This is a genomic window from Streptomyces sp. NPDC079167, from assembly GCF_040686735.1.
Classification (GTDB): domain Bacteria; phylum Actinomycetota; class Actinomycetes; order Streptomycetales; family Streptomycetaceae; genus Streptomyces.
The window spans coordinates 1-20,755 of record NZ_JBFBLO010000002.1 but is presented as its reverse complement, the minus strand read 5'-3'; the positions used below and the strand labels follow the sequence as shown (position 1 = coordinate 20,755).

Here is a 20,755-nt window from a genome sequence, read left to right as displayed (position 1 = left end):
GCGAAATCCGGCCCGTCCGATGGCAAGATCAATGCAACTCACTGACGAAGTGGGGTCGTTGACCGGCCGAACTCTGGAGACGTCGTGTCCGCTCGCTCCGCACTGCCTGTTGTAGCCACCGCCACCCTCACCGCAGTCGCCGTGCTCACGGGCTGCACCAGCACCAAGCCCTCCGCGTCCGGCGGAACGGAAGTGGAACTGGTGCAGTCCGGGAAGCTCACCACCTGCACACACCTGCCGTACGAACCCTTCCAGATCCGCAAGGGCGACGCCGTCGTCGGCTTCGACGTGGACCTCGTGGATCTGGTGGCCAAGAAGCTCGAGGTCACCCAGGAGATCGTGGACACGCCCTTCGAAGGCATCCAGAGCGGCGAGGACCTCAACGCCCGCAAGTGCGATCTGGCCGCGGCCGGCATGACGATCACCCCGGTGCGCGCGAAGAACCTGGACTTCTCCGTCGGCTACTTCGACGCCACCCAGGCCCTGATCGCCAAGAAGGGCTCCTCCTTCACCTCGCTGGCAAGCCTCAAGGGGAAGAAGCTCGGCGTCCAGCAGGGCACCACGGGAGAGACGTACGCGCAGAAGAACGCCCAGGGCGTGACGACCGTGCAGTTCGAGGACCTGGCCCTGCTGCTCACGGCCGTGAAGACCGGACAGGTCGATGCGGCGGTGAACGACAACGGCGTGCTCTTCGAATACGTGCGGAAGAACCCGGACACCCAGGTCACCGCCGAGTTCGACACGGGGGAGGAGTACGGCATCGGGGTGCGCACCGGGAACGACGCCCTGCGTGAGGAGATCGACGCGGTGATCGCCGGCGCCAGATCCGACGGCAGCTACGACCGGATCTACAAGAAGTGGTTCCCCGCCGCCCCCAAGAAGTGAGGAAACCGCTACCGATGCCCATGTCCCGCAGGCAGCGCACCCGCACCGTCCGGGGTGCTCAGTACGCCGTCCTCGCCGCCGTGCTGCTCGTCGTCGCCCTGGCCGCCGACTGGGGTGAGATCCGACGGGCGTTCTTCGACGTCGATGTCGCCAAGGCGCAGTTCCCCGACATCATCACCACCGCCCTGCTCAACACCGTGGTCTACACCCTGCTCGGCTTCGGTTTCGGGCTGGCCGCGGGGCTTCTGCTCGCCCTGATGAGGCTGTCGCGCGTCCCGCCGTACCGCTGGCTGGCCATCGCGTACATCGAGTTCTTCCGCGGAGTTCCCGCACTGCTGGTCTTCATCGCCCTGGGATTCGGCGTACCACTGGCCTTCCAGGTGGCGCTCAACCAGTATGTGACCGTCATGCTGGCGCTCGGCCTGGTCGGCGCGGCCTACATGGCGGAGACGATACGGGCGGGAATCCAGGCGGTCCCCAAGGGGCAGATGGAGGCGGCGCGTTCGCTGGGAATGTCGCAGAGCCGGGCCATGGTGTCCATCATCATCCCGCAGGCCCTGCGCATCGTCCTGCCGCCGCTCACCAACGAACTGATCCTGCTGACGAAGGACTCGTCCCTGGTGTACTTGCTGGGCCTGTCGCTCTCCCAGTACGAACTGGCCAAGTTCGGCCGGGACGCCCTGAACCAGAATCGCAGCCTGACACCGATCCTCATCGCCGGCCTGTGCTATCTGATCATCACTCTGCCGCTCGGCCACCTGGTCCGGCGGCTCGAAGCGCGTACGGCGAAGGCGAGGTGACCGCGGTGAAGGCGGATACGGCGGCAGACGGCGCGGCAGCGGTGAGCGGGCCGGCGATCGACGTGCGGGGCCTGCGCAAGTCGTTCGGCACGCTGGAAGTGCTCGCGGGCATCGACTTCTCGGTCGCCCGGGGGGAGGTGGTGTGTGTCATCGGCCCGTCCGGTTCGGGCAAGTCCACGCTGCTGCGGTGCGTGAACCTGCTGGAGGAGCCCACGTCGGGGACGGTCACGGTGGCCGGCGCGGAAGTCACCGACCCGGATGTGGACATCGACAAGGTGCGCCGGCGGATCGGCATGGTCTTCCAGTCGTTCAACCTGTTCCCGCACCTCACGGCGTTGGAGAACCTGACGCTTCCCCAGCGGCGGGTACTCGGGCGCGACAAGGCGGAGGCGGCGAGGATCGCTCGCGAACGGCTGGCCCGGGTGGGCCTGACCGACAAGGAATCCGCCTATCCGGCGCAGTTGTCCGGCGGTCAGCAGCAGCGGGTGGCCATCGCACGGGCTCTGGCCATGGATCCGGAACTGATGCTCTTCGACGAGCCCACCTCCGCTCTCGACCCGGAGCTGGTGGGGGACGTCCTGGCCGTCATGCGCTCCCTTGCCGACGAGGGGATGACGATGCTCGTCGTCACCCATGAGATGAGTTTCGCCAAGGAGGTCGCGGACCGCGTCGTCTTCATGGACGGCGGGGTCATCGTGGAGGAGGGGACCCCGGAGCGGGTGATCGGCGCGCCCGGTCATGCCCGCACCCGGTCCTTCCTCGCGCGCCTGCTGACCCCGGTCACCGCGGACCTGCCGGAGGCGGCCGGGGCCGCCGACGGGGCGGGGGAGCGGTCGGACCCGGTGTAGCCGGCCGTGAAGCGACCGACGCCGCCCACCAGGGCCGGTAACGATCGCAGTACGTGTGTCGACGTGCACAACGTGCAACCTTCGGGGCGGCCCTTCGGGGAGTGACCGTCCCGGGCGGTCGCCCTCCGTCTCCGGCTGAGTCAGTGGCCGGCGGACGCCGTACGTGAGTCGCGTCACTCAGAGTGAATATCTCGGCATACATCTCGCCGGACCGGGGAGGGTCCCAGGCTGCTGGTGCCGCACCCCCGGTCCACCGGCGCACAAGTGCTCGGCCGGACCGGTGCGGAGCAATCAGGCACGGAAGGCAGATCGCTACATGTCGGCTCCCACCTCGACGGACCCCACGGCCGCCCTGGAGACCCTCCACATCGACGGCACCTGGCGGGCCGCCGGATCCGGCGCGACGCGCGAGATCCTCGACCCCGCGGACGCCACCGTCCTGGCTCTCGTCTCCGAGGCCGGCACCCAGGACACCGACGCCGCCGTGGCCGCCGCCCGTCGCGCCTTCGACGACGGCCCCTGGCCCCACCGGCCCGTCGCCGAGCGCGCCGAACTGCTGCGCCGGGTCGCCGGGCTCCTCCAACGGGACCGCGAGGAGATCGCGATCACCGAGAGCCGCGACACCGGCAAGACCCTGGAGGAGGGCCGCGTCGACGTCGACGACGTCACCAACGCCTTCCGCTACTTCGCCGACCTCGTCATGAACGAGAGCGGCGGCCGGGTCGTCGACGCCGGCGACCCCGACGTCCACAGCGTCGTCGTACACGAGCCGGTCGGCGTCTGCGCCCTGATCGCACCGTGGAACTACCCGCTGCTCCAGGCCAGCTGGAAGATCGCCCCGGCCCTCGCCGCCGGCAACACCTTCGTGCTCAAGCCCAGCGAGGTCACCCCGCTCTCCACCGTCCACCTGATCCGGCTGCTCGCCGAGGCCGGACTGCCCGCCGGCGCCGCCAACCTCGTCACCGGCGCGGGCGACCCCGTCGGCGCCCGGCTCTCCGAACACCCGGACGTCGATCTGGTCTCCTTCACCGGTGGGCTCGCCAGCGGCACGAAGGTCGCCCAGGCCGCCGCTCCCACGGTCAAGAAGGTGGCCCTGGAGCTCGGCGGCAAGAACCCCAACGTCGTCTTCGCCGACGCCTGCGCCACCGACGAGGGCTTCGACACCACCGTCGACCAGGCGCTCAACGCCGCGTTCTTCCACAGCGGCCAGGTCTGCTCCGCCGGAGCCCGTCTCATCATCGAGGAGTCCGTCCGCGACCGCTTCGTCACCGAACTCGCCCGCCGCGCCGACGCCATCCGGCTCGGCCGGGGCACCGTCGACGGCGTCGAGTGCGGCCCGCTGGTCTCCGCGCAGCAACTCGCCAAGGTCGAGGCGTACGTGGCGTCCGCCCGCGAGGAGGGCGCGGTCGTCCGCTCCGGCGGAGCGCGCCCCGAGCCCTCCGACATCCGGCCCGCGAGCGGCTACTTCTACCGGCCGACCGTCCTGGACGGCTGCCACCGCGAGATGAAGGTGGTCCGCGAGGAGACCTTCGGCCCGATCCTCACCGTCGAGACCTTCCGTACCGAGGAAGAGGCCGTCACTCTGGCCAACGACACGGACTACGGCCTCGCGGGCGCCGTGTGGACCACCGACGCGGGCCGCGCCCGGCGCGTAGCCGGCCGGCTGCGCCACGGCACCGTCTGGATCAACGACTACCACCCCTACCTCCCGCAGGCCGAGTGGGGCGGCTTCGGCAAGTCCGGCACGGGCCGGGAACTCGGACCGACCGGCCTCGCCGAGTACCGCGAGTCCAAGCACATCTACCAGAACCTCAACCCGCGTCCGCAGCGCTGGTTCGCCGGCTGACCAGGCCGTCTCCCTCCCCGCCCCGCTGTTCGCAGCACCACACACACGCCAGCACCTTGCAGAAGGAGCAACCGATGCCCCCGTCCCCCAGCACCGCACGCCCCGAACCTGTCGACTACGTGATCGTCGGAGGCGGCACCGCCGGCTCGGTCATAGCCTCCCGCCTCACCGAGGACCCCGACGTCACCGTCACCGTCATCGAGGGCGGCCCCACCGACATCGACCGCGATGACGTCCTCACCCTCCGCCGCTGGCTCGGCCTCCTCGGCGGCGACCTGGACTACGACTACCCCACCACCGAACAGCCCCGCGGCAACTCCCACATCCGGCACAGCCGCGCCCGCGTCCTCGGCGGCTGCTCCTCGCACAACACGCTGATCAGCTTCAAGCCGCTGCCCGGAGACTGGGACGAATGGGCCGAGGCCGGTGCCGACGGCTGGGACGCCGCCGCGATGGACCCCTACTTCGCCCGGCTGCGCAACAACATCGTGCCCGTCGACGAGAAGGACCGGAACGCCATCGCCCGCGACTTCGTCGACGCCGCCCAGGCGGCGGCCGGTGTCCCGCGCGTGGACAGCTTCAACAAGAAGCCCTTCCACGAGGGCGCCGGCTTCTTCGACCTGGCCTACCACCCGGAGAACAACAAGCGCTCCTCCGCGTCCGTCGCCTACCTCCACCCGCACATCGAGGCCGGTGACCGCCCCAACCTCTCGATCCTGCTGGAGACATGGGCGTACCGCCTGGAGTTCGACGGCAACCGGGCCACCGGGGTGCACGTACGCACCGAGGACGGCGAGGAGAAGCTGCTGCGCGCCGCCCGTGAAGTCATCGTCTGCGCGGGCGCGGTGGACACGCCCCGGCTGCTGATGCACTCCGGGATCGGCCCGGCGAAGGACCTCACCGCGCTCGGCATCCCCGTCCTCCACGACGCACCGGCAGTCGGCGAGAACCTGCTCGACCACCCCGAGTCGGTCATCGTCTGGGAGACCGACGGGCCGATCCCGGAGAACTCCGCGATGGACTCCGACGCGGGCCTGTTCGTGCGGCGAGACCCCGGATCCCGGGGCCCCGACCTGATGTTCCACTTCTACCAGATCCCCTTCACCGACAATCCGGAGCGCCTCGGCTACGAGAAGCCCGAGCACGGTGTGTCGATGACCCCGAACATCCCCAAGCCGCGCAGCCGCGGCCGCCTCTACCTCACCAGCGCCGACCCCGAGGTCAAACCGGCCCTGGACTTCCGCTACTTCACCGATGAGGACGACTACGACGGCCGTACCCTGGTCGACGGCATCAAGCTCGCCCGCGAGATAGCGAAGACCGAACCGCTGGCCCACTGGCTCAAGCGTGAGGTGTGCCCGGGTCCCGAGGTCACGTCCGACGAGGACATCAGCGAGTACGCCCGCAAGGTCGCGCACACCGTCTACCACCCGGCCGGCACCTGCCGGATCGGGGCCGAGGGCGACCCGGCGGCCGTCGTCGACCCCCAGCTGCGGATCCAGGGTCTGGAGGGCATCCGGATCGCCGACGCGTCCGTCTTCCCCACCATGCCCGCGGTGAACCCCATGATCGGCGTGCTGATGGTGGGCGAGAAGTGCGCCGAGCTGATCCGAGCGACCCCGACCACCGGAGGCGATGTCCGATGACCGAAGCCAGTACCCCTGTGTTCAGCGTCAAGGACCTCTGGAAGGTCTTCGGACCCAAGGCGGACCGCATCCCCGGCAGCGAGTACGCCGCACTGCCCCCCGCCGAACTGCGCGAGCGCACCGGCTGCACCGCCGCCGTGCGCGACGTCTCCTTCGACGTCCAGAAGGGGGAGGTCTTCGTGGTCATGGGCCTGTCGGGCTCCGGCAAGTCCACCCTCGTACGCTGTCTGACCAGGCTCATCGAGCCCACCAGCGGTTCCCTCGCCATCGACGGCGAGGACGTGCTGGCGATGGACACCACCCGGCTGCGCGAACTACGCCGCCACCGCGCCGCGATGGTCTTCCAGCACTTCGGTCTGCTGCCGCACCGCACCGTCCTCGACAACGTCGCCTACGGGCTGGAGATCCAGGGCCTCGGCAAGGCCGAACGCCGGGCCAAGGCCGCCGAACTGGTCGAGAAGGTCGGCCTCGCGGGCCTCGAGGAGCGCCGCCCCGCCCAGCTCTCCGGCGGTCAGCAGCAGCGCGTCGGCCTCGCCCGCGCGCTCGCCGTCGACCCGTCCGTCCTCCTCTTCGACGAACCGTTCAGCGCGCTCGACCCGCTGATCCGGCGCGAGATGCAGGACGAGGTCGTCCGGTTGCACCGCGAGGAGGGCCGCACGATGGTCTTCATCACGCACGACCTCAGCGAGGCGCTCCGCCTGGGTACCCGCATCGCGCTGATGCGTGACGGCGGCATCGTCCAGCTCGGCACCCCCGAGGAGATCGTCGGCTCGCCCGCCGACGACTACGTACGCGAATTCGTCCGGGACGTCCCGCGCGAACAGGTCCTCACCGTCACCACCGCCATGCGTCCGCCGACCCAGGGCGAGGGCGGCACCGGTCCCGCCGTCCGGCCGGGCGCCACCGTCTCCGAAGCCATCGAGGCCGTCGCCCGCTCCGGCGACCCCGTCGCCCGCGTCATGGAGGGCGGCAGGCTCCTCGGTGTCGTCGACCACGCGTGCCTGCTCGACGTGGTCGCGGGTTCGGAGCGCCGCGAGGTGGCTGTCTGATGGCCACCGCCCAAGCCACCACCCGTACCGCGTCCGGACCCCCGGGGAGCGGCCCGCTCGCCGCCCTGCGCGCCCGGCCCGCCCTCGGCAAGGTCCTCCTGCTGCTGGTGATCGCCGCCGTCGCCGTACCCTTCGCCCACGCCCGGTGGGGCGGCGGACTCTGGCCCGGCGCCCTGACCGTCGACCTGAGCGGACCGCTCGGTGAGGTCAACGACTGGATCATCGGCAACCGCGACAGCCACCCGCTGTTCCTCTACTTCTTCGGCCACATCAGCAACGCCGTCGTCCTGTCGGTGCGCGGGGTCTACCTGGCACTGCTCGCCGTCGGCTGGGCCGGCGTCACCGCCGTCGCCACGCTGGTCGCCTGGCGTACGGCGGGATGGCGCCTCGCGCTGACCGCCGGAGTCTCCTTCCTCGTCTGCGGGCTGCTCGGCATGTGGGTGCCGACCATGCAGACCCTCGCCCTGATGGCCGTCGCGGTCCTCACCTCCGTGGTGCTGGGGCTCCTCCTGGGACTCGCCGCCGGCCTCTCGGACCGTACGTTCCGTGTCCTGCGGCCCGTCCTGGACACCATGCAGGTACTGCCCGCATTCGCCTATCTGCTGCCCGTCGTGCTGGTCTTCGGCATCGGCGTGCCCGGCGCGGTCCTCGCGACCGTCGTCTACGCGGCTCCGCCGATGGCCCGGCTCACCGCACTCGGACTGCGCGGCGCCGACGCGGGCGTCATGGAGGCCGTCGCCTCGCTCGGCGCGACCGGCAGGCAGCGCCTGCTCAGCGCACGCCTGCCGCTGGCCCGCAAGGAACTGCTCCTCGGCCTCAACCAGACCATCATGATGGCGCTGTCCATGGCCGTCATCGCTTCCGTGATCGGCGCCGGCGGTCTCGGCGACCGCGTCTACCAGGCGCTCTCCTCCGTCGACGTCGGGGCCGCGCTCGCCGCGGGCATCCCCATCGTGCTGCTGGCCGTCGTGCTGGACCGTACGACCGAGGCGGCCGGCCGGAAGATCGGTACGGAACCCACCGGACCCCAGGCGCTGCGCGGGGTACGCGGCTGGGGGCTCGCCGCCCTTGTTGCCGCCGCCGTAACCGTCGTGGGCCGCTTCACCGGTGGCCGCATCTGGCCCGAGGGCGGCGTCGTCGCCATCGCGGAACCGGTCAACACGGCCAAGGACTGGATGGTCGACCACCTCTACACCGGCATCCCCGTCATCGGCGGAACCGCCGACTGGGCCGCGCACTTCACCAACTGGGTACTCAACCCGCTCCGCAGCGGACTGCAGGGCCTGCCCTGGTGGGGCGTGCTGCTGATCGTCGCCGCCCTCGCCTGGACCATCGGAACCTGGCGGACCGCGCTCACCGCCGTGCTGGCCATGGCCGCCATCGGGGTCCTCGGCGTGTGGGACCTGTCGATGGACACCCTCAGCCAGGTCATCGCCGCCGTCGCCGTCACCCTGGTCCTGGGCTTCGGCATCGCCGTAGGCGCCGCGCGCAGCCGGCGCCTCGAACGGCTGCTGCGGCCCGTCCTGGACGTCTTCCAGACGATGCCGCAGTTCGTCTACCTCATCCCGGTCGTCGCCCTCTTCGGCGTGGGCCGCGCCCCCGCCGCCGCGGCGGCCGTCGTCTACGCGCTCCCCGCCGTCGTCCGCATCACCACCCAGGGACTGCGGGGCGTCGACCCCGCCGCGATGGAGTGCGCCCGCTCGCTCGGCGCCACCAGCGGACAGCAACTGCGCCAGGTCCAGATCCCGTTGGCCAGGCCCGCGCTGCTGCTGGCCGTCAACCAGGGCGTCGTCCTGGTCCTCGCGGTCGTCATCATCGGCGGTCTCGTCGGCTCCGGCGCGCTCGGCTACGAGGTCGTGTTCGGCCTCGCCCAGGGCGACCTGGCCACCGGCCTCGTCGCCGGCGCCGCCATCGTCTGCCTGGGGCTGATGCTGGACCGTGTCACCCAGCCCACCGCCCGCCGCCAGCGGAAGGAGAGCTGAGATGGCTCACACCCGAACCCACGCACGCCTCCGCACCTCCGCGATCGTCGCCTCCGCCGGCGCGCTGCTGGCCGTCACCGGCTGCGGAGCGGCCGACATGACCAAGCAGGCCTCACCGTTCGCGGCCCCCGCCGACATCAAGACCGTGACTCTCTCCGTCCAGTCCTGGGTCGGCGCACAGGCCAACGTCGCCGTCGCGCAGAAGATCCTGGAGGACGAGCTCGGCTACCGCGTCGACCTCGTACAGACCGACGAGGTCCCTGCCTGGGACGCCCTCAGCCAGGGCCGGGTGGACGCCATCCTGGAGGACTGGGGCCACCCCGAGCAGGAGCAGCTGTACGTCAAGGACAAGAAGACCATCGTCTCCGGGGGCGACCTCGGAGTCACGGGCCACATCGGCTGGTACGTCCCCAAGTACTGGGCGGACGAGCACCCTGACGTCACGGACTGGAAGAACCTCGACAAGTACGCCGACGAGCTGCGCACCGCGGAGAGCGGCGACAAGGGCCAGCTGATGGACGGTTCACCGTCCTACGTCACCAACGACAAGGCGCTGGTGAAGAACCTCGGCCTGGACTACAAGGTCGTCTTCGCCGGTTCCGAGGCCGCGCAGATCACGCAGATGCAGCAGTTCGCCAAGGAGAAGAAGCCCTTCCTCAGCTACTGGTACCAGCCGCAGTGGCTGTTCAACGAGGTACCGATGGTCGAGGTGAAGCTCCCGGAGTACTCCGACGCCTGCGCGGCCAAGGACCCCGCGGACATCGACTGCGCCTACCCGACGACACCGCTCCAGAAGTACCTCAACGCGGACTTCTCGAAGCGCGGCGGGGAGGCCGCCGCCTTCCTGAAGAAGTTCACGTGGTCGGAGAAGGACCAGAACGAGGTCTCCGAGATGATCGCCTCCGAACGCCTGTCACCCGACGAGGCGGCCGCCCACTGGATCGAGAAGCACCCGGCCACCTGGAAGAAGTGGCTGGACGAGTGATCTGAGCCGGGACACCTTCGGCCCCTGTCAGCCGCCGCGGCACCTGCCGCGGCGGCTGGCGTGGCATCGGGGGCCCGCCAGCCACGTGGCCGACGCCCCTGCCCGCGTGCGGGCCGTGTTCTCCCTAGGATCCCTCGCTCGGGAGACCGTCCCCGCCGCGCGCACGCGCCGCCACCACCAGCGTCGCGGTGACCAGCGCGGCGGCCAGGAGGCCGGTGGCGAGCACCGGGAGCGGGGTGAACGTCATGGCCAGTACGGCGAGGACGGCCACCGGGTGGATGAGGTCGTTACGGCTGCGGAGCTCCGCCGTGCGGTGGTGCAGCAGCCACACCAGGGTCACGAAGACGGCCACGGGGACGGTGAAGGTGGCTGCGGCGGCGCGGTCGGAGAGGTGGCCGTGACCGGTGGCGTGGGCGACGTTGACGGCGAGCCCGGCGCCGACCGCGGCAGCCGAGGCGAAGACGAGGTAGTGGCCGTAGCCCCACAGGAGCGCCGCCTTGAGGCCGGTGAGCCGTTGCGGGGCGTTCTGCGAGAAGTAGAGCCACCACAGGGCGAACACGGTCAGTACGCCGCCGACGACCAGGGTCGCGATGTCGCCGAGCGCGGCCTCTTCGTCGAGAGCGGTGCGGACGGCCGCGGTCGCCGCGGTGATGGTCTCGCCGAGCACGATGAGGGTGAACAGGCCGTAGCGTTCGGCGATGTGGTGCGGGTGCCAGGTGGTCATGGCCGCGTTCTCGGCCCACACGGGGACGGCGATCTCGGCCAGGACCAGGACGGCGAACGTCGGCAGGCCCCAGTCCTCCGGCAGCGCCAGGCGGGCGACCCAGCCGACCTGCACGATCAGGATGCCGACCGCGTAACGCAGGCAGGAGCGCCTCCGTTCGCGATCGGCGCGGGCGGCGCGCAGCCATTGGGTGACCATGGCCAGCCGCATGATCACGTAGCCCCAGGTGATGACGGTGAAGTCCTCGTGCTGGAGGGCCTCGGCCGCACCAGCGGCCAGGACGAGCGCACCAGCGATCTGCACCAGCGTCAGCAACCGGTACGGGACGTCGTCGGTGTCGTACGCGGAGGCGAACCAGGTGAAGTTCATCCAGGCCCACCAGATCGCGAAGAACACCATGGCGTAGCCGAGGATCCCGTGCCCGACGTGGCCCTCGGCGAGTTCGTGCTCGAAGGCGACCGCCGCCTGGGCGACCGCGGCGACGAAACACAGGTCGAAGAACAGCTCGAGCATCGTCGCCGAGCGGTGCTCCTCGCCGGTGTGACGGGCGGTCATCGGCCGGATCCATGCGCCGAAGGGGGAGTGTGACTGACTCATGCGTACCCGGTTTCAGCGGTGGGAGGGGATGTGCCGGCCGCGGCCGGAATGATCGGCTCCGCGGTCACCGGTCACGTTACGAGCCGTCCGCTGGAACACGCAACGCGGACAGGCCGCCCCCGGCGGTCCCCCCCGGCACCGACCGTGCGAGCGCTCTCTAGAGGGATGTGATGACGACCCGTGCCACGTCAGGGTCCTGGAGGGCCGCGTATCCGGCGTCGATCTCGTCCAGGGCGATCTCCCGGGAGACGAGGTCGTCGAGGTTCATGAGTCCCCGCAGATACAGGTCCGCGTAACGGGGGATGTCACGCCGAGGGTTCGCGGATCCCATGATCAACCCCTGGATCCCTTTCTGCTGCAGCAGCAGCCGGGGCAGCGACAGCTTGAGGTCTCCTCCGCTTCCGGCCAGGCCCACGACGTACACGGAGCCCCCGAGGGCCGTCATGCGCAGCGCCTGATCCGTCGTCGCAGCCACCCCGACGACGTCGAAGGCGTGCTGCACGCCCCCGCCGGTCAGCTCGCGGACGGCCGTGACGGCGTCCGTGGTGGCTGAGTTGACCACGTCCGTGGCGCCGAAGGCGAGCGCACGCCGTAGTGTGCCGCCCCGGACGTCGACCGCGACGATGCGGGAAGCCCCGGCGATCCGCGCCGCGCCCACCGCGTTGAGCCCCACGCCCCCGGCGCCGATCACCGCGACGGTCTCGCCCGCCGCGACGCGCGCCCCGTTGAGGACGGACCCCGCGCCGGTCAGCACCCCGCACCCCAGGAGAGCCGCCTGGGCGAAGGGCAGCCTGCGCGGTACGGCGGTCAGCTGGTTCTCGTGGACCAGTGCCCGCTCCGCGAAGCCGCCCAGCCCCATCCCCTGGGTGAGGGGCCGGCCGGCGCGGCTGAGCCGTGGACCCTCACGCAGGGGATCGCGCAGCGTCGCCCCGGGATCGCCGCACCGGTAGGTCCGGCCGCCGAGGCACGCCGGGCAGTGGCCGCACCACTGGACGAGGCAGCCCACGACGTGGTCCCCGGCCGCGAACGTCCGGGAGTCCGGGCCCACGGCGACGACGACACCGGCGATCTCGTGTCCCAGGACGACGGGCGGGGGGAAGTCACCGAAGGCGTGGGTGGCGACGGTGAGGTCGGTGTGGCAGAGACCGGACGCCCTCACCTCCACCAGCACCTCGCGGCCCGTGGGCTCGGCGATGTCGATGTCCTGGAGGGCGAATCCACCGCCCAGCGCGTCCACCACTGCGGCTCTCACGCATCAGCTCCGTCTCCGTCGGCCGGACACCTCGCCCCCGCTCAGACGCGGTCGAGGTAGAAGTAGTAGAAGGGGCCGTCCGGGCCGACGCCCTTGCGGTTCATGATCCCCATCAGGGTGCGGTCGTCGACCGCCTTGAAGTGGTCGAACACCGGCTGGCCGTCGTAGACCATGGTGGCCGTCGACTCGCCCCGGAACTCGACCATCCACAGGCTCGCCTCTCCCTTGCCGAGTTCGGTGTCGCTGTAGAGCCCGCCGTCCTTCCCCCGCATCATGAGCGGCTTCGCGTCGCCGGCCGAGAGGAACGTCTTGCCGTACCAGCCGGCCTTCTGCAGCATCCCGTTGAGCGGATGTCCGGTCTCGAACTCGCCACCCCGCCACTCGCCGAGGATCTCCTCCACCCGGACGGTCGGCAACACCGCCCAGACGGCGTCGAGTTCGTCGGCCGGGACGGCGGAGTCCTTGGCGCGCAGGGCGGCGAACAGGGTCCGTGCCTCGTCGATCTCCATGGCTTCCCTCCACATCGGTGTGAAACAAGCATCCGTAGTATGTATCACTGTTGCGTGGAGGGCCAGGGAGCGGGCGGGGCGGTCGTGCCGCCCGCCGGTCAGTGCAGCGCCTGGGCCTTCGCGTCCCCCGGCCGTTCGAACTGCGTGCGGTGCAGTTCCTCGTACCGCCCTCCGGCGGCCAGCAGCTCCTCGTGCGTGCCGCGTTCGACGACCCGGCCTTCCTCGACGACCAGGATCAGGTCCGCCGCACGCACCGTCGACAGCCGGTGCGCGATGACCACGGCCGTACGGCCTTCCAGGGCCTCGGCCAGTGCCTCCTGGACGGCCGCCTCCGAGGTGGAGTCCAGGTGGGCGGTCGCCTCGTCGAGGATCACCACCCGCTGACGGGCCAGCAGCAGCCGGGCGATGGTGAGCCGCTGACGTTCGCCGCCGGAGAGACGGTAGCCACGCTCGCCGACGACGGTGTCCAGCCCCTCGGGCAGCGACGCCACCAGGCCGTCCAGGCGGGAGCGCCGTAGAGCGTCCCAGATCTCCTCCTCGGTGGCCTCCGGCCGGGCGAGCAGCAGATTGGCGCGCACCGACTCGTGGAAGAGGTGCCCGTCCTGGGTGACCATGCCGAGCGTCTCCCGGATCGAGTCGGCCGTCAGATCGCGTACGTCCACCCCGTTCAGCCGCACGGCGCCCGCGTCGGTGTCGTACAGCCGGGGGAGGAGCTGCGCGATCGTCGACTTCCCGGCGCCGGAGGAGCCCACGAGTGCGACCATCCGGCCCGGCCCGGCCGTGAAGGAGACGTCGTGCAGCACCTGTGTGCCGCCGCCGGAGTCCAGCGTGGCGACCTCTTCGAGAGAGGCGAGGGAGACCTTGTCGGCGGTGGGGTAGCCGAAGGAGACCCCGTCGAACTCCACGGAGACCGGCCCTTCCGGCACCCGGCGGGCATCGGGCTTCTCGGTGATCAACGGCTTCAGGTCGAGGATCTCGAAGACCCGCTCGAAGCTGACGAGGGCGCTCATCACCTCGACACGGGCCCCTGCCAGTGCCGTGAGCGGTGCGTAGAGCCGGGTGAGGAGCAGGGCCAGCGCGACGATCGCCCCGGGCTCCAGGCTGCCGCGCAGCGCGTAGTGGCCGCCGAGCCCGTAGACCAGCGCGAGGGCCAGCGCCGAGACCAGGGTGAGCGCCGTGATGAAGGTGGACTGAAGCATCGCCGTACGGATGCCGATGTCACGCACCCGGCCGGCGCGGGCGGCGAATTCGGCGGACTCGTCGGCAGGCCGTCCGAAGAGCTTGATGAGCGTCGCGCCCGGCGCCGAGAAGCGCTCGGTCATCTGGGTGCCCATGGTGGCGTTGTGGCCGGCGGCCTCCCGCTGGAGACCGGCCATGCGGGAGCCCATCCGGCGGGCGGGGACGACGAACACCGGCAGCAGCACCAGGGCGAGCAGGGTGATCTGCCAGGAGATCGTGAGCATCACGGCCAGGGTCAGCAGCAGGGTGACGAGATTGGAGACGACGCCGGAGAGCGTGTTGCTGAACGCCCGCTGGGCGCCGATCACGTCGTTGTTGAGCCGGCTGACCAGCGCACCGGTCCTGGTGCGGGTGAAGAAGGCGACGGGCATGCGCTGCACGTGGTCGAAGACGGCGGTACGCAGATCGAGGATCAGCCCCTCACCGAGGGTGGCCGAGAGCCACCGGGTGAGAAGCCCGAGCCCCGCCTCCGCGACGGCGATCAGGGCGATCAGCAGGGCGAGCCGGGTGACCGTGCCGCCGTCCTCGCCCCGCACGATCGCGTCGACGACCCGTCCGGCGAGCACCGGTGTCGCCACCGCCAGCAGAGCGGTGACCACGCTGAGGAGCAGGAAGCGGAGAATCCTGTCCCGGTGCGGCCGGGCGAAGCTTCCGATGCGGCGCAGCGTGGCCCTGGAGAAGGGTCTGCGGTCCTGCTGCGCGTTCACGGTGCTGTGCAGTGAATGCCACGCGGTGACTTCCATGTCCATGCGGTGCCTCCGGGAAGGTCGGTCGGTATGCGTGGCACGCTAGGACCTCAAGTAAACGTGAGGTCAAGTGTTCCCGGCCGGCTTCACCCGTCGGCGCGTTCAGCGCGCCCGTACGGTCGCCATGACCTCCCGGTCGGGCTGCAGGGTCAGCGTCGGTACGGGAGCGACGGGGCCCGGGTCCACCTCCAGCCGGAACCGGCGCGCCAGGACGGCGAGGATCAGCACCGACTCCACCATCGCGAAACGCGTACCGAGGCACACCCGGGGCCCGCCGCCGAACGGGAACCAGGCGTACTCCGGGATCTCGTCCCCGGCCTCCGGGTCCCAGCGCTCAGGGCGGAACGCCTCGGGCTCCGGGAACCACCGTCCGTCCCGGTGCGTGGCCCACTGGCTGCTCCACACCCGCGTCCCCTCCGGCATCGGTACGCCGCCGATCCGGGCTCCCTCCTTGGCGATCCCGGTGACCAGCCAGATCGTGGGATACAGCCGGAGGGTCTCCTTCACCACCGCCTGGGCGTACGGCAGCCGGGCGTAGTCGTCGATCCCCGGCTCCCGGCCGCCGAGGACCCGGTCCAGCTCCTCGGTGAGCGCCGCCAGGGCGTGCGGAGTGCGGGAGAGGAGGTACCAGGCCCACACCAGCGTGGAACTGGTCGTCTCGTGACCGCCGATGTACAGCGTGACGGTCTCGTCGCGGATCTCCTGGTCGGAGAGGTGCGCCCCGGTCTCGTCCACCGCGGTCAGCAGCCGGCTCAGCAGGTCGGGGCGTTCCCCGTCCCCGTCGCGATGCCGGGCCACCACGCGGCCCACCTCGGCGTCGATCACCGCCGCGGCCTTCCTGATCCTGGCCCGCCCGGGTGTGGGCACCCAGTCGGGCAGGACGGCGCCGAGGCCGCTGAACTCCTTGCCGATCTCCTGCTGGGCGATGTCCATCGCGCGGCCCATCGACTCCGCGTCGGCCGGAGTGTCCACGCCGAAGATGGTGCGGACGGCGATCTTCTGCGTCAGCGCCGCCATCTCCCGCTTGATGTCGACCCGCTCACCGTCCGACCAGGTGTCGGCCAGCTCCACCGCGCACGCCGCCATCGTGGAGGCGTACGACTTCACCTGCTTGGGCCGCACCGAGGGCTGGACCAGCGACCGCTTGCGCCGCCAGTCGCTGCCGCGCGCGACGACGACGCCGTTGCCCATGACCGTACGGAAGGCGATGCCCAGCAGCGGCTGGTCGAAGGTGCGTTCCGTCTCGGTGAGCAGTTCCCCGACACACTCGGGGTCGGCGACGAAGACGCAGTCGTTGCGGCCGAAGCGCCAGCGGACCATGTCCCCGTACCCGCGCAGCCGCTCGAAGAAGGCCAGGGGGTCCTTGCCGAACTGCGGCAGGTTCCCCAGCAGAGGGAGGCCCCTCGGCCCCTGGACGATCCGGTGGCCGCGCGGCTGGGCGTCGAGGGCCGCACCGGTTTCCGTGGACATGGGGAACTCCCGTCATCTGCCGTGCGGAGTACGTGAGTTGCAGAGCCTAACGGCAGTCGGCCATGGGTTCGAGCGGGATCCGTGTGCCGGATCCCGACATGCCCGAGGGCCGCAGGCGGTGAAGCCTGCGGCCCTCGGATGCGGCCCTCGCCGGCGGCCTTCGGGTGCGGCCCCCGGATCCGGCGCCGCGCGATCAGACCCCCGGCGGGACCCGCGAAGGACGCCCGCCGCCGCGGGTGAGGCCGTAGCCGAACACCGCGGCCAGCGCCGCGAGCACGCTACCGCCGACGGTCCACAGCCAGCGGTCGGTCCACCACCCGGAGGACCAGCCGTCCTCCGGCTCGCCCGCGGCCGGCACGCCGCCCTGCGCGGACGCGACGGAGACGCCCGGCACCAGGGGTTCGGCGAGGGAGCCGCCCACGTCGTGGGCGCCGCCCTGGCTGTCGGAGGTGACCTCGGTCTCGACGTGGACCGGCAGACCGAGGTCCTCCTCGGCCAGGCCGACCACCGTCAGGCGCACGTAGTAGGTGCCGGGCAGCGGGTCGGACGCCCACGGCTCGGACCAGGCGCGGACCGTACGCAGCACACAGGACAGCTCGACGGTGCCCGCGTCCGGTGCGGCCTTCCTGGTCTGGTGGCCGTACACGCAGGCCTGCCGGCGGCGCAGCCCGTCGTAGACGTCGACCTGCCAGGTCGACGCGCCGTGCCGGGTGGCGCTCTCCGGAAGGCTCACCTTGGCGCGGACGGTGGGGCGTTGGCCGGAGTCCGCCGGGAACGACCAGTAGAGGTAGTCACCCGTGGACGCGTCGGCGGTGGCCGTCTGCTCCTGGCGCATCGCCGTGGCGGTGCGGAAGGTGGTGCCGGCCTCGGTCGGTCCCGCCGTCCCGTCCTCCGCGGGGCTCGCGCTCGCGGACGGGTCGTCGGCGACGGCGGCGCCCGCCGAGGTGAGCAGGGTGGAGGCGGCCAGGAGCGCGGCCGCGCACGCGCGTCCGAAGGTGGTTCTGCGGGTGGTACGCATCAGTTGGTCCTCCATACGGCGACGCGCCAGCGCGAGATCCAGCCGAACAGCAGACCCGCGATCAGTCCGGTCAGCACCATGACGCCCAGCAGCCACCAGCCACGGCCCAGGCCGAAGGCGGCGACGTCGGAGGCGTCGTCGGGAGCGTCCACGACGTCGATGGTGAGCTCGACGGGCATGCCGGGAGTGGTCTTCACGGACGGGGGTGCCGAGAAGGAGTTGCTGAGCTGGAGACAGACGGTCTCGGCGGCGGGCTTCAGATCCGCGTCGTCCGCGTCGTCCGGTTCGGGCTTCGGGTAGCGCAGCCCGGTGGAGACGGCGTCCGTACGTCCCGTGCCGGACTCCGAGCCCCGGACGATCTCACGTCCGTGGGCGGTCACCGCGCGGAGCAGGATCCCGTAGTCGTCGTTGACGGCGCGGTCCGCCGCCACGCTCACCGAGGCGCGCAACTCCTGTCCGGGCAGGACGTCCACCCGGTACCAGCGGTGCTTGCCGATCTCCTGGCGGTCGGTGTAGAGCCCGGCCTTCAGCTCCGGGGCCGCGGAGCAGCTGCCCGCACCCTCGGTCGCCACGGGGGTGATGACGGGCTCCGCGGCGCGGTCCACCAACTGCTTGACGCGGCCGGAGAGTTCATCGGTGTGCTGGACCGCCGTGTAGGTACCGCCGGTGGCCTCGGCGATGCAGGTCAGCTGCTGGCGGATCTTGGCGTTCGGCACCAGGCCCAGCGTGTCGATGACCAGGTGGATCCCCCGGGCGGCGATGTCGCGCGCGACCTCGCACGGGTCGAGCGGGCCGCAGGTGTCCTCGCCGTCGGTGATCAGGACGATCCGCCGGGTGGCGTCGCCGCCCTCGAGGTCGTCGGCGGCGCCGAGCAGGGCGGGACCGATCGGGGTCCAGCCGGTCGGCGCCAGAGTGGCCACCGCGGTCTTGGCCTCGGTACGGTCGAGCGGACCGACGGGGTAGAGCTGCTTGGTGTCCTTGCAGCCGACCTTCCGGTCGTCGCCCGGGTAGTCGGCGCCGAGCGTACGGATGCCGAGCTCCACCTCCTCGGGCACCGCGTCCAGGACGTCGTTGAACGCCTGCTTGGCGGCGGATATACGGGACTCGCCGTCGATGTCGCGGGTGCGCATGGAGCCGCTGACGTCAAGGACCAGTTCGACCTTGGGTGATGGTGCGGTGGGGGGTTCGTCTGCGGCGGCCGGAAGGGCGGTGCCGAGCCCGGCGGCCAGGGTGGCGAGCAGGACGCACACCCCGGCCGTCAGCCGTTTTCTTATGATCATCGCCGGATCCTATTGAAGATCCACGGTCATCCCCAAAACGCGTGCGCCGGACGCGATTTCGGGCCCCTGCCTCATCCGCGGAGCAGGGGCTCCGCAGCCCTGTCCAGCACCGAACCGACGCGCTCCCAGGTCGCGGTGTCCCGTTCCAGCGGCGGGAGTTCGGCATCGTCCGACGCGGCGTTCCAGCGCGTCGCGACGGCGACGGGGTCGCCGCCGCCCGCCGCGGAGGCGGCCAGGGCGGCCGCACCCAGCGCGACCAGTTCGCCGCTGCCCGGCACGATCAGGGGCCGGCCGGAGAGCCGGCGTACGGTCTCCACCCATGTGCGGCCCTGGGCGCCGCCGCCGATCAGCCGCAGTGGCCGGCTCGCGACCTCGGGGTCGGCCGGGTCGAGGCCGCAGGCCAGCAGGAGCTCGTCGAGCGCCCGCAGGACGGTGAAGGCCGCGCCCTCGTACGCCGCGCCCAGCAGCTGCTGCGGTGTGGTGTCGTGCCGGAGCCCGGTGAGGAGCCCGGAGGAGGTGGGCAGGTCAGGGGTGCGTTCCCCGTCGAGGTACGGGAGGAGGACGGCCTCGCCGCCGGGCGTCGCGTCGTCGCGGTGCAGCCCCAGCAGGGAGGCCACCTTGTCGACGGCCAGGGTGCAGTTGAGCGTGCAGGCCAGCGGGAGGTACGTACCGTCGGCGGCGGCGAAGCCGGAGAGGGCCGTGGACGCCGGGCGGGTCCGGGAGGCGGCGAAGACCGTGCCGGAGGTGCCGAGGCTCAGGACGGGGTGGTCCAGCAGCCCCGCCCCGCCCAGGCCGAGACCCACCGCGGCGCTCATGTTGTCGCCGGTGCCGGCCGCCACGGCGATCCCGGCCGGCAGGCCGAGCGCCTCCGCCGCGGACTCGGTGAGGGAGCCGATCCGGGTGCCGCCCGTCGCCGCGACCTCGGGCAGCATGGAGAGGTCCAGACCGAGCCGGTCCAGCAGCTCCGGGTCGTAGGCGCCCGTTGCGGTGGAGTACCAGCAGGTGCCCGACGCGTCGCCCGGGTCCGTCGCGGCGACGCCCGCGAGCCGCTCCGTGAGGAAGTCGTGGGGCAGCCGCACGGAGGCCGTCGCGTCGGCGTTCGCCGGCTCGTTCTCCCGCAGCCACCGCCACTTCGTCGCGGTCATGGAGGCGACGGGTACCGTGCCCGTGCGCGCGGTCCATGCCTCGGGGCCGCCCAGCTCGGCGACGAGCGCGGCGGCCTGGGGCGCGGAGCGCGTGTCGTTCCACAGGAGCGCGGGGCGCAGCGGGCGGCCGGTCCGGTCGAGCGCCACGAGCCCGTGCTGCTGACCCGCGACGGCGATACCGACGACGCTGGACGAGGAGAGACCGGACTCCTTGAGCCCGGCCGCCACGGCGTCGCACAGCGCCCGCCACCAGACCTCGGGGTCGGTCTCGCGTGCCCCGCCCTCACCGGAGACGACGTGCGGGGCGCGGCCGACGGCCAGCAGCTCACCGGTCCCGGTGTCCGTGACTGCGGCCTTCGTGGACTGGGTGGAGCTGTCCACGCCGATGACGACGGTACGCGGCGGCATGGGCTACCTCTTCTCGTGCGGTTTCCGGCAGTGCGGGTTTTGGGAGTGCGACAAACAAATTACGTGATCGGCGGCGTCCGGAACAGGGGCGGCCCCCGTTTCGCCCTCCGGGGGGTTACGTCCACCCGGTGCCGTGTGCATAATTAATCATGTCAGTGAACAAATAGGCTCGGGGTCCTGGCGACGGGCTCCGGACCCCAGGCAGGCGAAGGCGGACACACCATGACGGATCGCTTCACCCCCACTCCCGCGGACAGGTTCACCTTCGGTCTCTGGACCGTGGGCTGGCGTGGCAACGACCCGTTCGGTGACGCGACGCGTCCCGC

At 71.3% G+C, this 20,755-nt stretch carries 16 protein-coding genes; 8 read left to right on the top strand and 8 right to left on the bottom strand.

What is annotated here, in order from left to right:
- Positions 1-84: 84 nt before the first annotated feature.
- The 8 genes from AB0P41_RS04345 to AB0P41_RS04310 all read left to right on the top strand — a co-directional run bounded on the left by AB0P41_RS04345 (position 85) and on the right by AB0P41_RS04310 (position 10,041).
- Entirely contained in the window at positions 85-885 is an 801-nt protein-coding gene (locus AB0P41_RS04345; protein ID WP_356713189.1) for an ABC transporter substrate-binding protein, read from the top strand.
- A gap of 14 nt (positions 886-899) precedes the next feature.
- The gene (locus tag AB0P41_RS04340; RefSeq protein ID WP_356713187.1) at positions 900-1,685 is read left to right on the top strand and encodes an amino acid ABC transporter permease; all 786 of its coding nucleotides are present in this window, start codon (positions 900-902) and stop codon (positions 1,683-1,685) included.
- Positions 1,686-1,690: 5 nt separating this feature from the next.
- On the top strand, positions 1,691-2,533 hold the full coding sequence (locus tag AB0P41_RS04335; protein WP_356713185.1) for an amino acid ABC transporter ATP-binding protein: 843 nt from the start codon (positions 1,691-1,693) through the stop codon (positions 2,531-2,533).
- 316 nt (positions 2,534-2,849) lie between these two features.
- Complete coding sequence (locus tag AB0P41_RS04330; RefSeq protein ID WP_365929985.1) at positions 2,850-4,379, top strand: aldehyde dehydrogenase family protein; 1,530 nt, start codon at positions 2,850-2,852, stop codon at positions 4,377-4,379.
- 74 nt (positions 4,380-4,453) lie between these two features.
- Entirely contained in the window at positions 4,454-6,025 is a 1,572-nt protein-coding gene (locus tag AB0P41_RS04325; RefSeq protein WP_356713181.1) for a GMC oxidoreductase, read from the top strand.
- Entirely contained in the window at positions 6,022-7,074 is a 1,053-nt protein-coding gene (locus tag AB0P41_RS04320) for a glycine betaine/L-proline ABC transporter ATP-binding protein (protein WP_356713179.1), read from the top strand. The genes AB0P41_RS04325 and AB0P41_RS04320 overlap by 4 nt, the downstream gene beginning before the upstream one ends.
- Positions 7,074-9,056, top strand: a complete 1,983-nt coding sequence (locus tag AB0P41_RS04315; RefSeq protein ID WP_365929983.1) for an ABC transporter permease subunit — start codon at positions 7,074-7,076, stop codon at positions 9,054-9,056. Before AB0P41_RS04320 ends, AB0P41_RS04315 begins: the two co-directional genes overlap by 1 nt.
- A 1-nt stretch (position 9,057) precedes the next feature.
- Positions 9,058-10,041 carry an ABC transporter substrate-binding protein gene (locus AB0P41_RS04310; RefSeq protein ID WP_365929981.1) on the top strand — a complete coding sequence of 328 codons (984 nt, stop codon included), beginning with the start codon at positions 9,058-9,060 and terminating at the stop codon, positions 10,039-10,041.
- A gap of 124 nt (positions 10,042-10,165) precedes the next feature.
- Here the strand turns inward: AB0P41_RS04310 and AB0P41_RS04305 are convergent, their stop codons facing one another.
- From AB0P41_RS04305 to xylB, 8 genes are all read right to left on the bottom strand, one after another.
- Entirely contained in the window at positions 10,166-11,362 is a 1,197-nt protein-coding gene (locus tag AB0P41_RS04305) for a low temperature requirement protein A (RefSeq protein WP_365929979.1), read from the bottom strand.
- Between the two features lie 157 nt (positions 11,363-11,519).
- Entirely contained in the window at positions 11,520-12,614 is a 1,095-nt protein-coding gene (locus AB0P41_RS04300; RefSeq protein ID WP_365929978.1) for a zinc-binding dehydrogenase, read from the bottom strand.
- A 41-nt stretch (positions 12,615-12,655) separates the two neighbouring features.
- Positions 12,656-13,123 (bottom strand): DUF4334 domain-containing protein, encoded by a 468-nt coding sequence (locus AB0P41_RS04295; RefSeq protein WP_356713163.1) that lies wholly within the window; start codon positions 13,121-13,123, stop codon positions 12,656-12,658.
- Positions 13,124-13,221: 98 nt separating this feature from the next.
- Positions 13,222-15,111, bottom strand: coding sequence for an ABC transporter ATP-binding protein (locus tag AB0P41_RS04290; protein ID WP_356713161.1), 1,890 nt, complete (start codon positions 15,109-15,111; stop codon positions 13,222-13,224).
- Between the two features lie 99 nt (positions 15,112-15,210).
- On the bottom strand, positions 15,211-16,578 hold the full coding sequence (locus tag AB0P41_RS04285) for a cytochrome P450 (RefSeq protein ID WP_356713159.1): 1,368 nt from the start codon (positions 16,576-16,578) through the stop codon (positions 15,211-15,213).
- Positions 16,579-16,771: 193 nt separating this feature from the next.
- A complete protein-coding gene (locus AB0P41_RS04280) occupies positions 16,772-17,596 on the bottom strand; it encodes a hypothetical protein (RefSeq protein ID WP_365929974.1) in 825 nt (274 codons plus the stop codon).
- Entirely contained in the window at positions 17,596-18,876 is a 1,281-nt protein-coding gene (locus AB0P41_RS04275) for a VWA domain-containing protein (protein ID WP_356713155.1), read from the bottom strand. Before AB0P41_RS04275 ends, AB0P41_RS04280 begins: the two co-directional genes overlap by 1 nt.
- Positions 18,877-18,947: 71 nt before the next feature.
- A complete protein-coding gene (gene xylB, locus AB0P41_RS04270; RefSeq protein WP_356713153.1) occupies positions 18,948-20,429 on the bottom strand; it encodes a xylulokinase in 1,482 nt (493 codons plus the stop codon).
- Positions 20,430-20,755 lie beyond the last annotated feature (326 nt).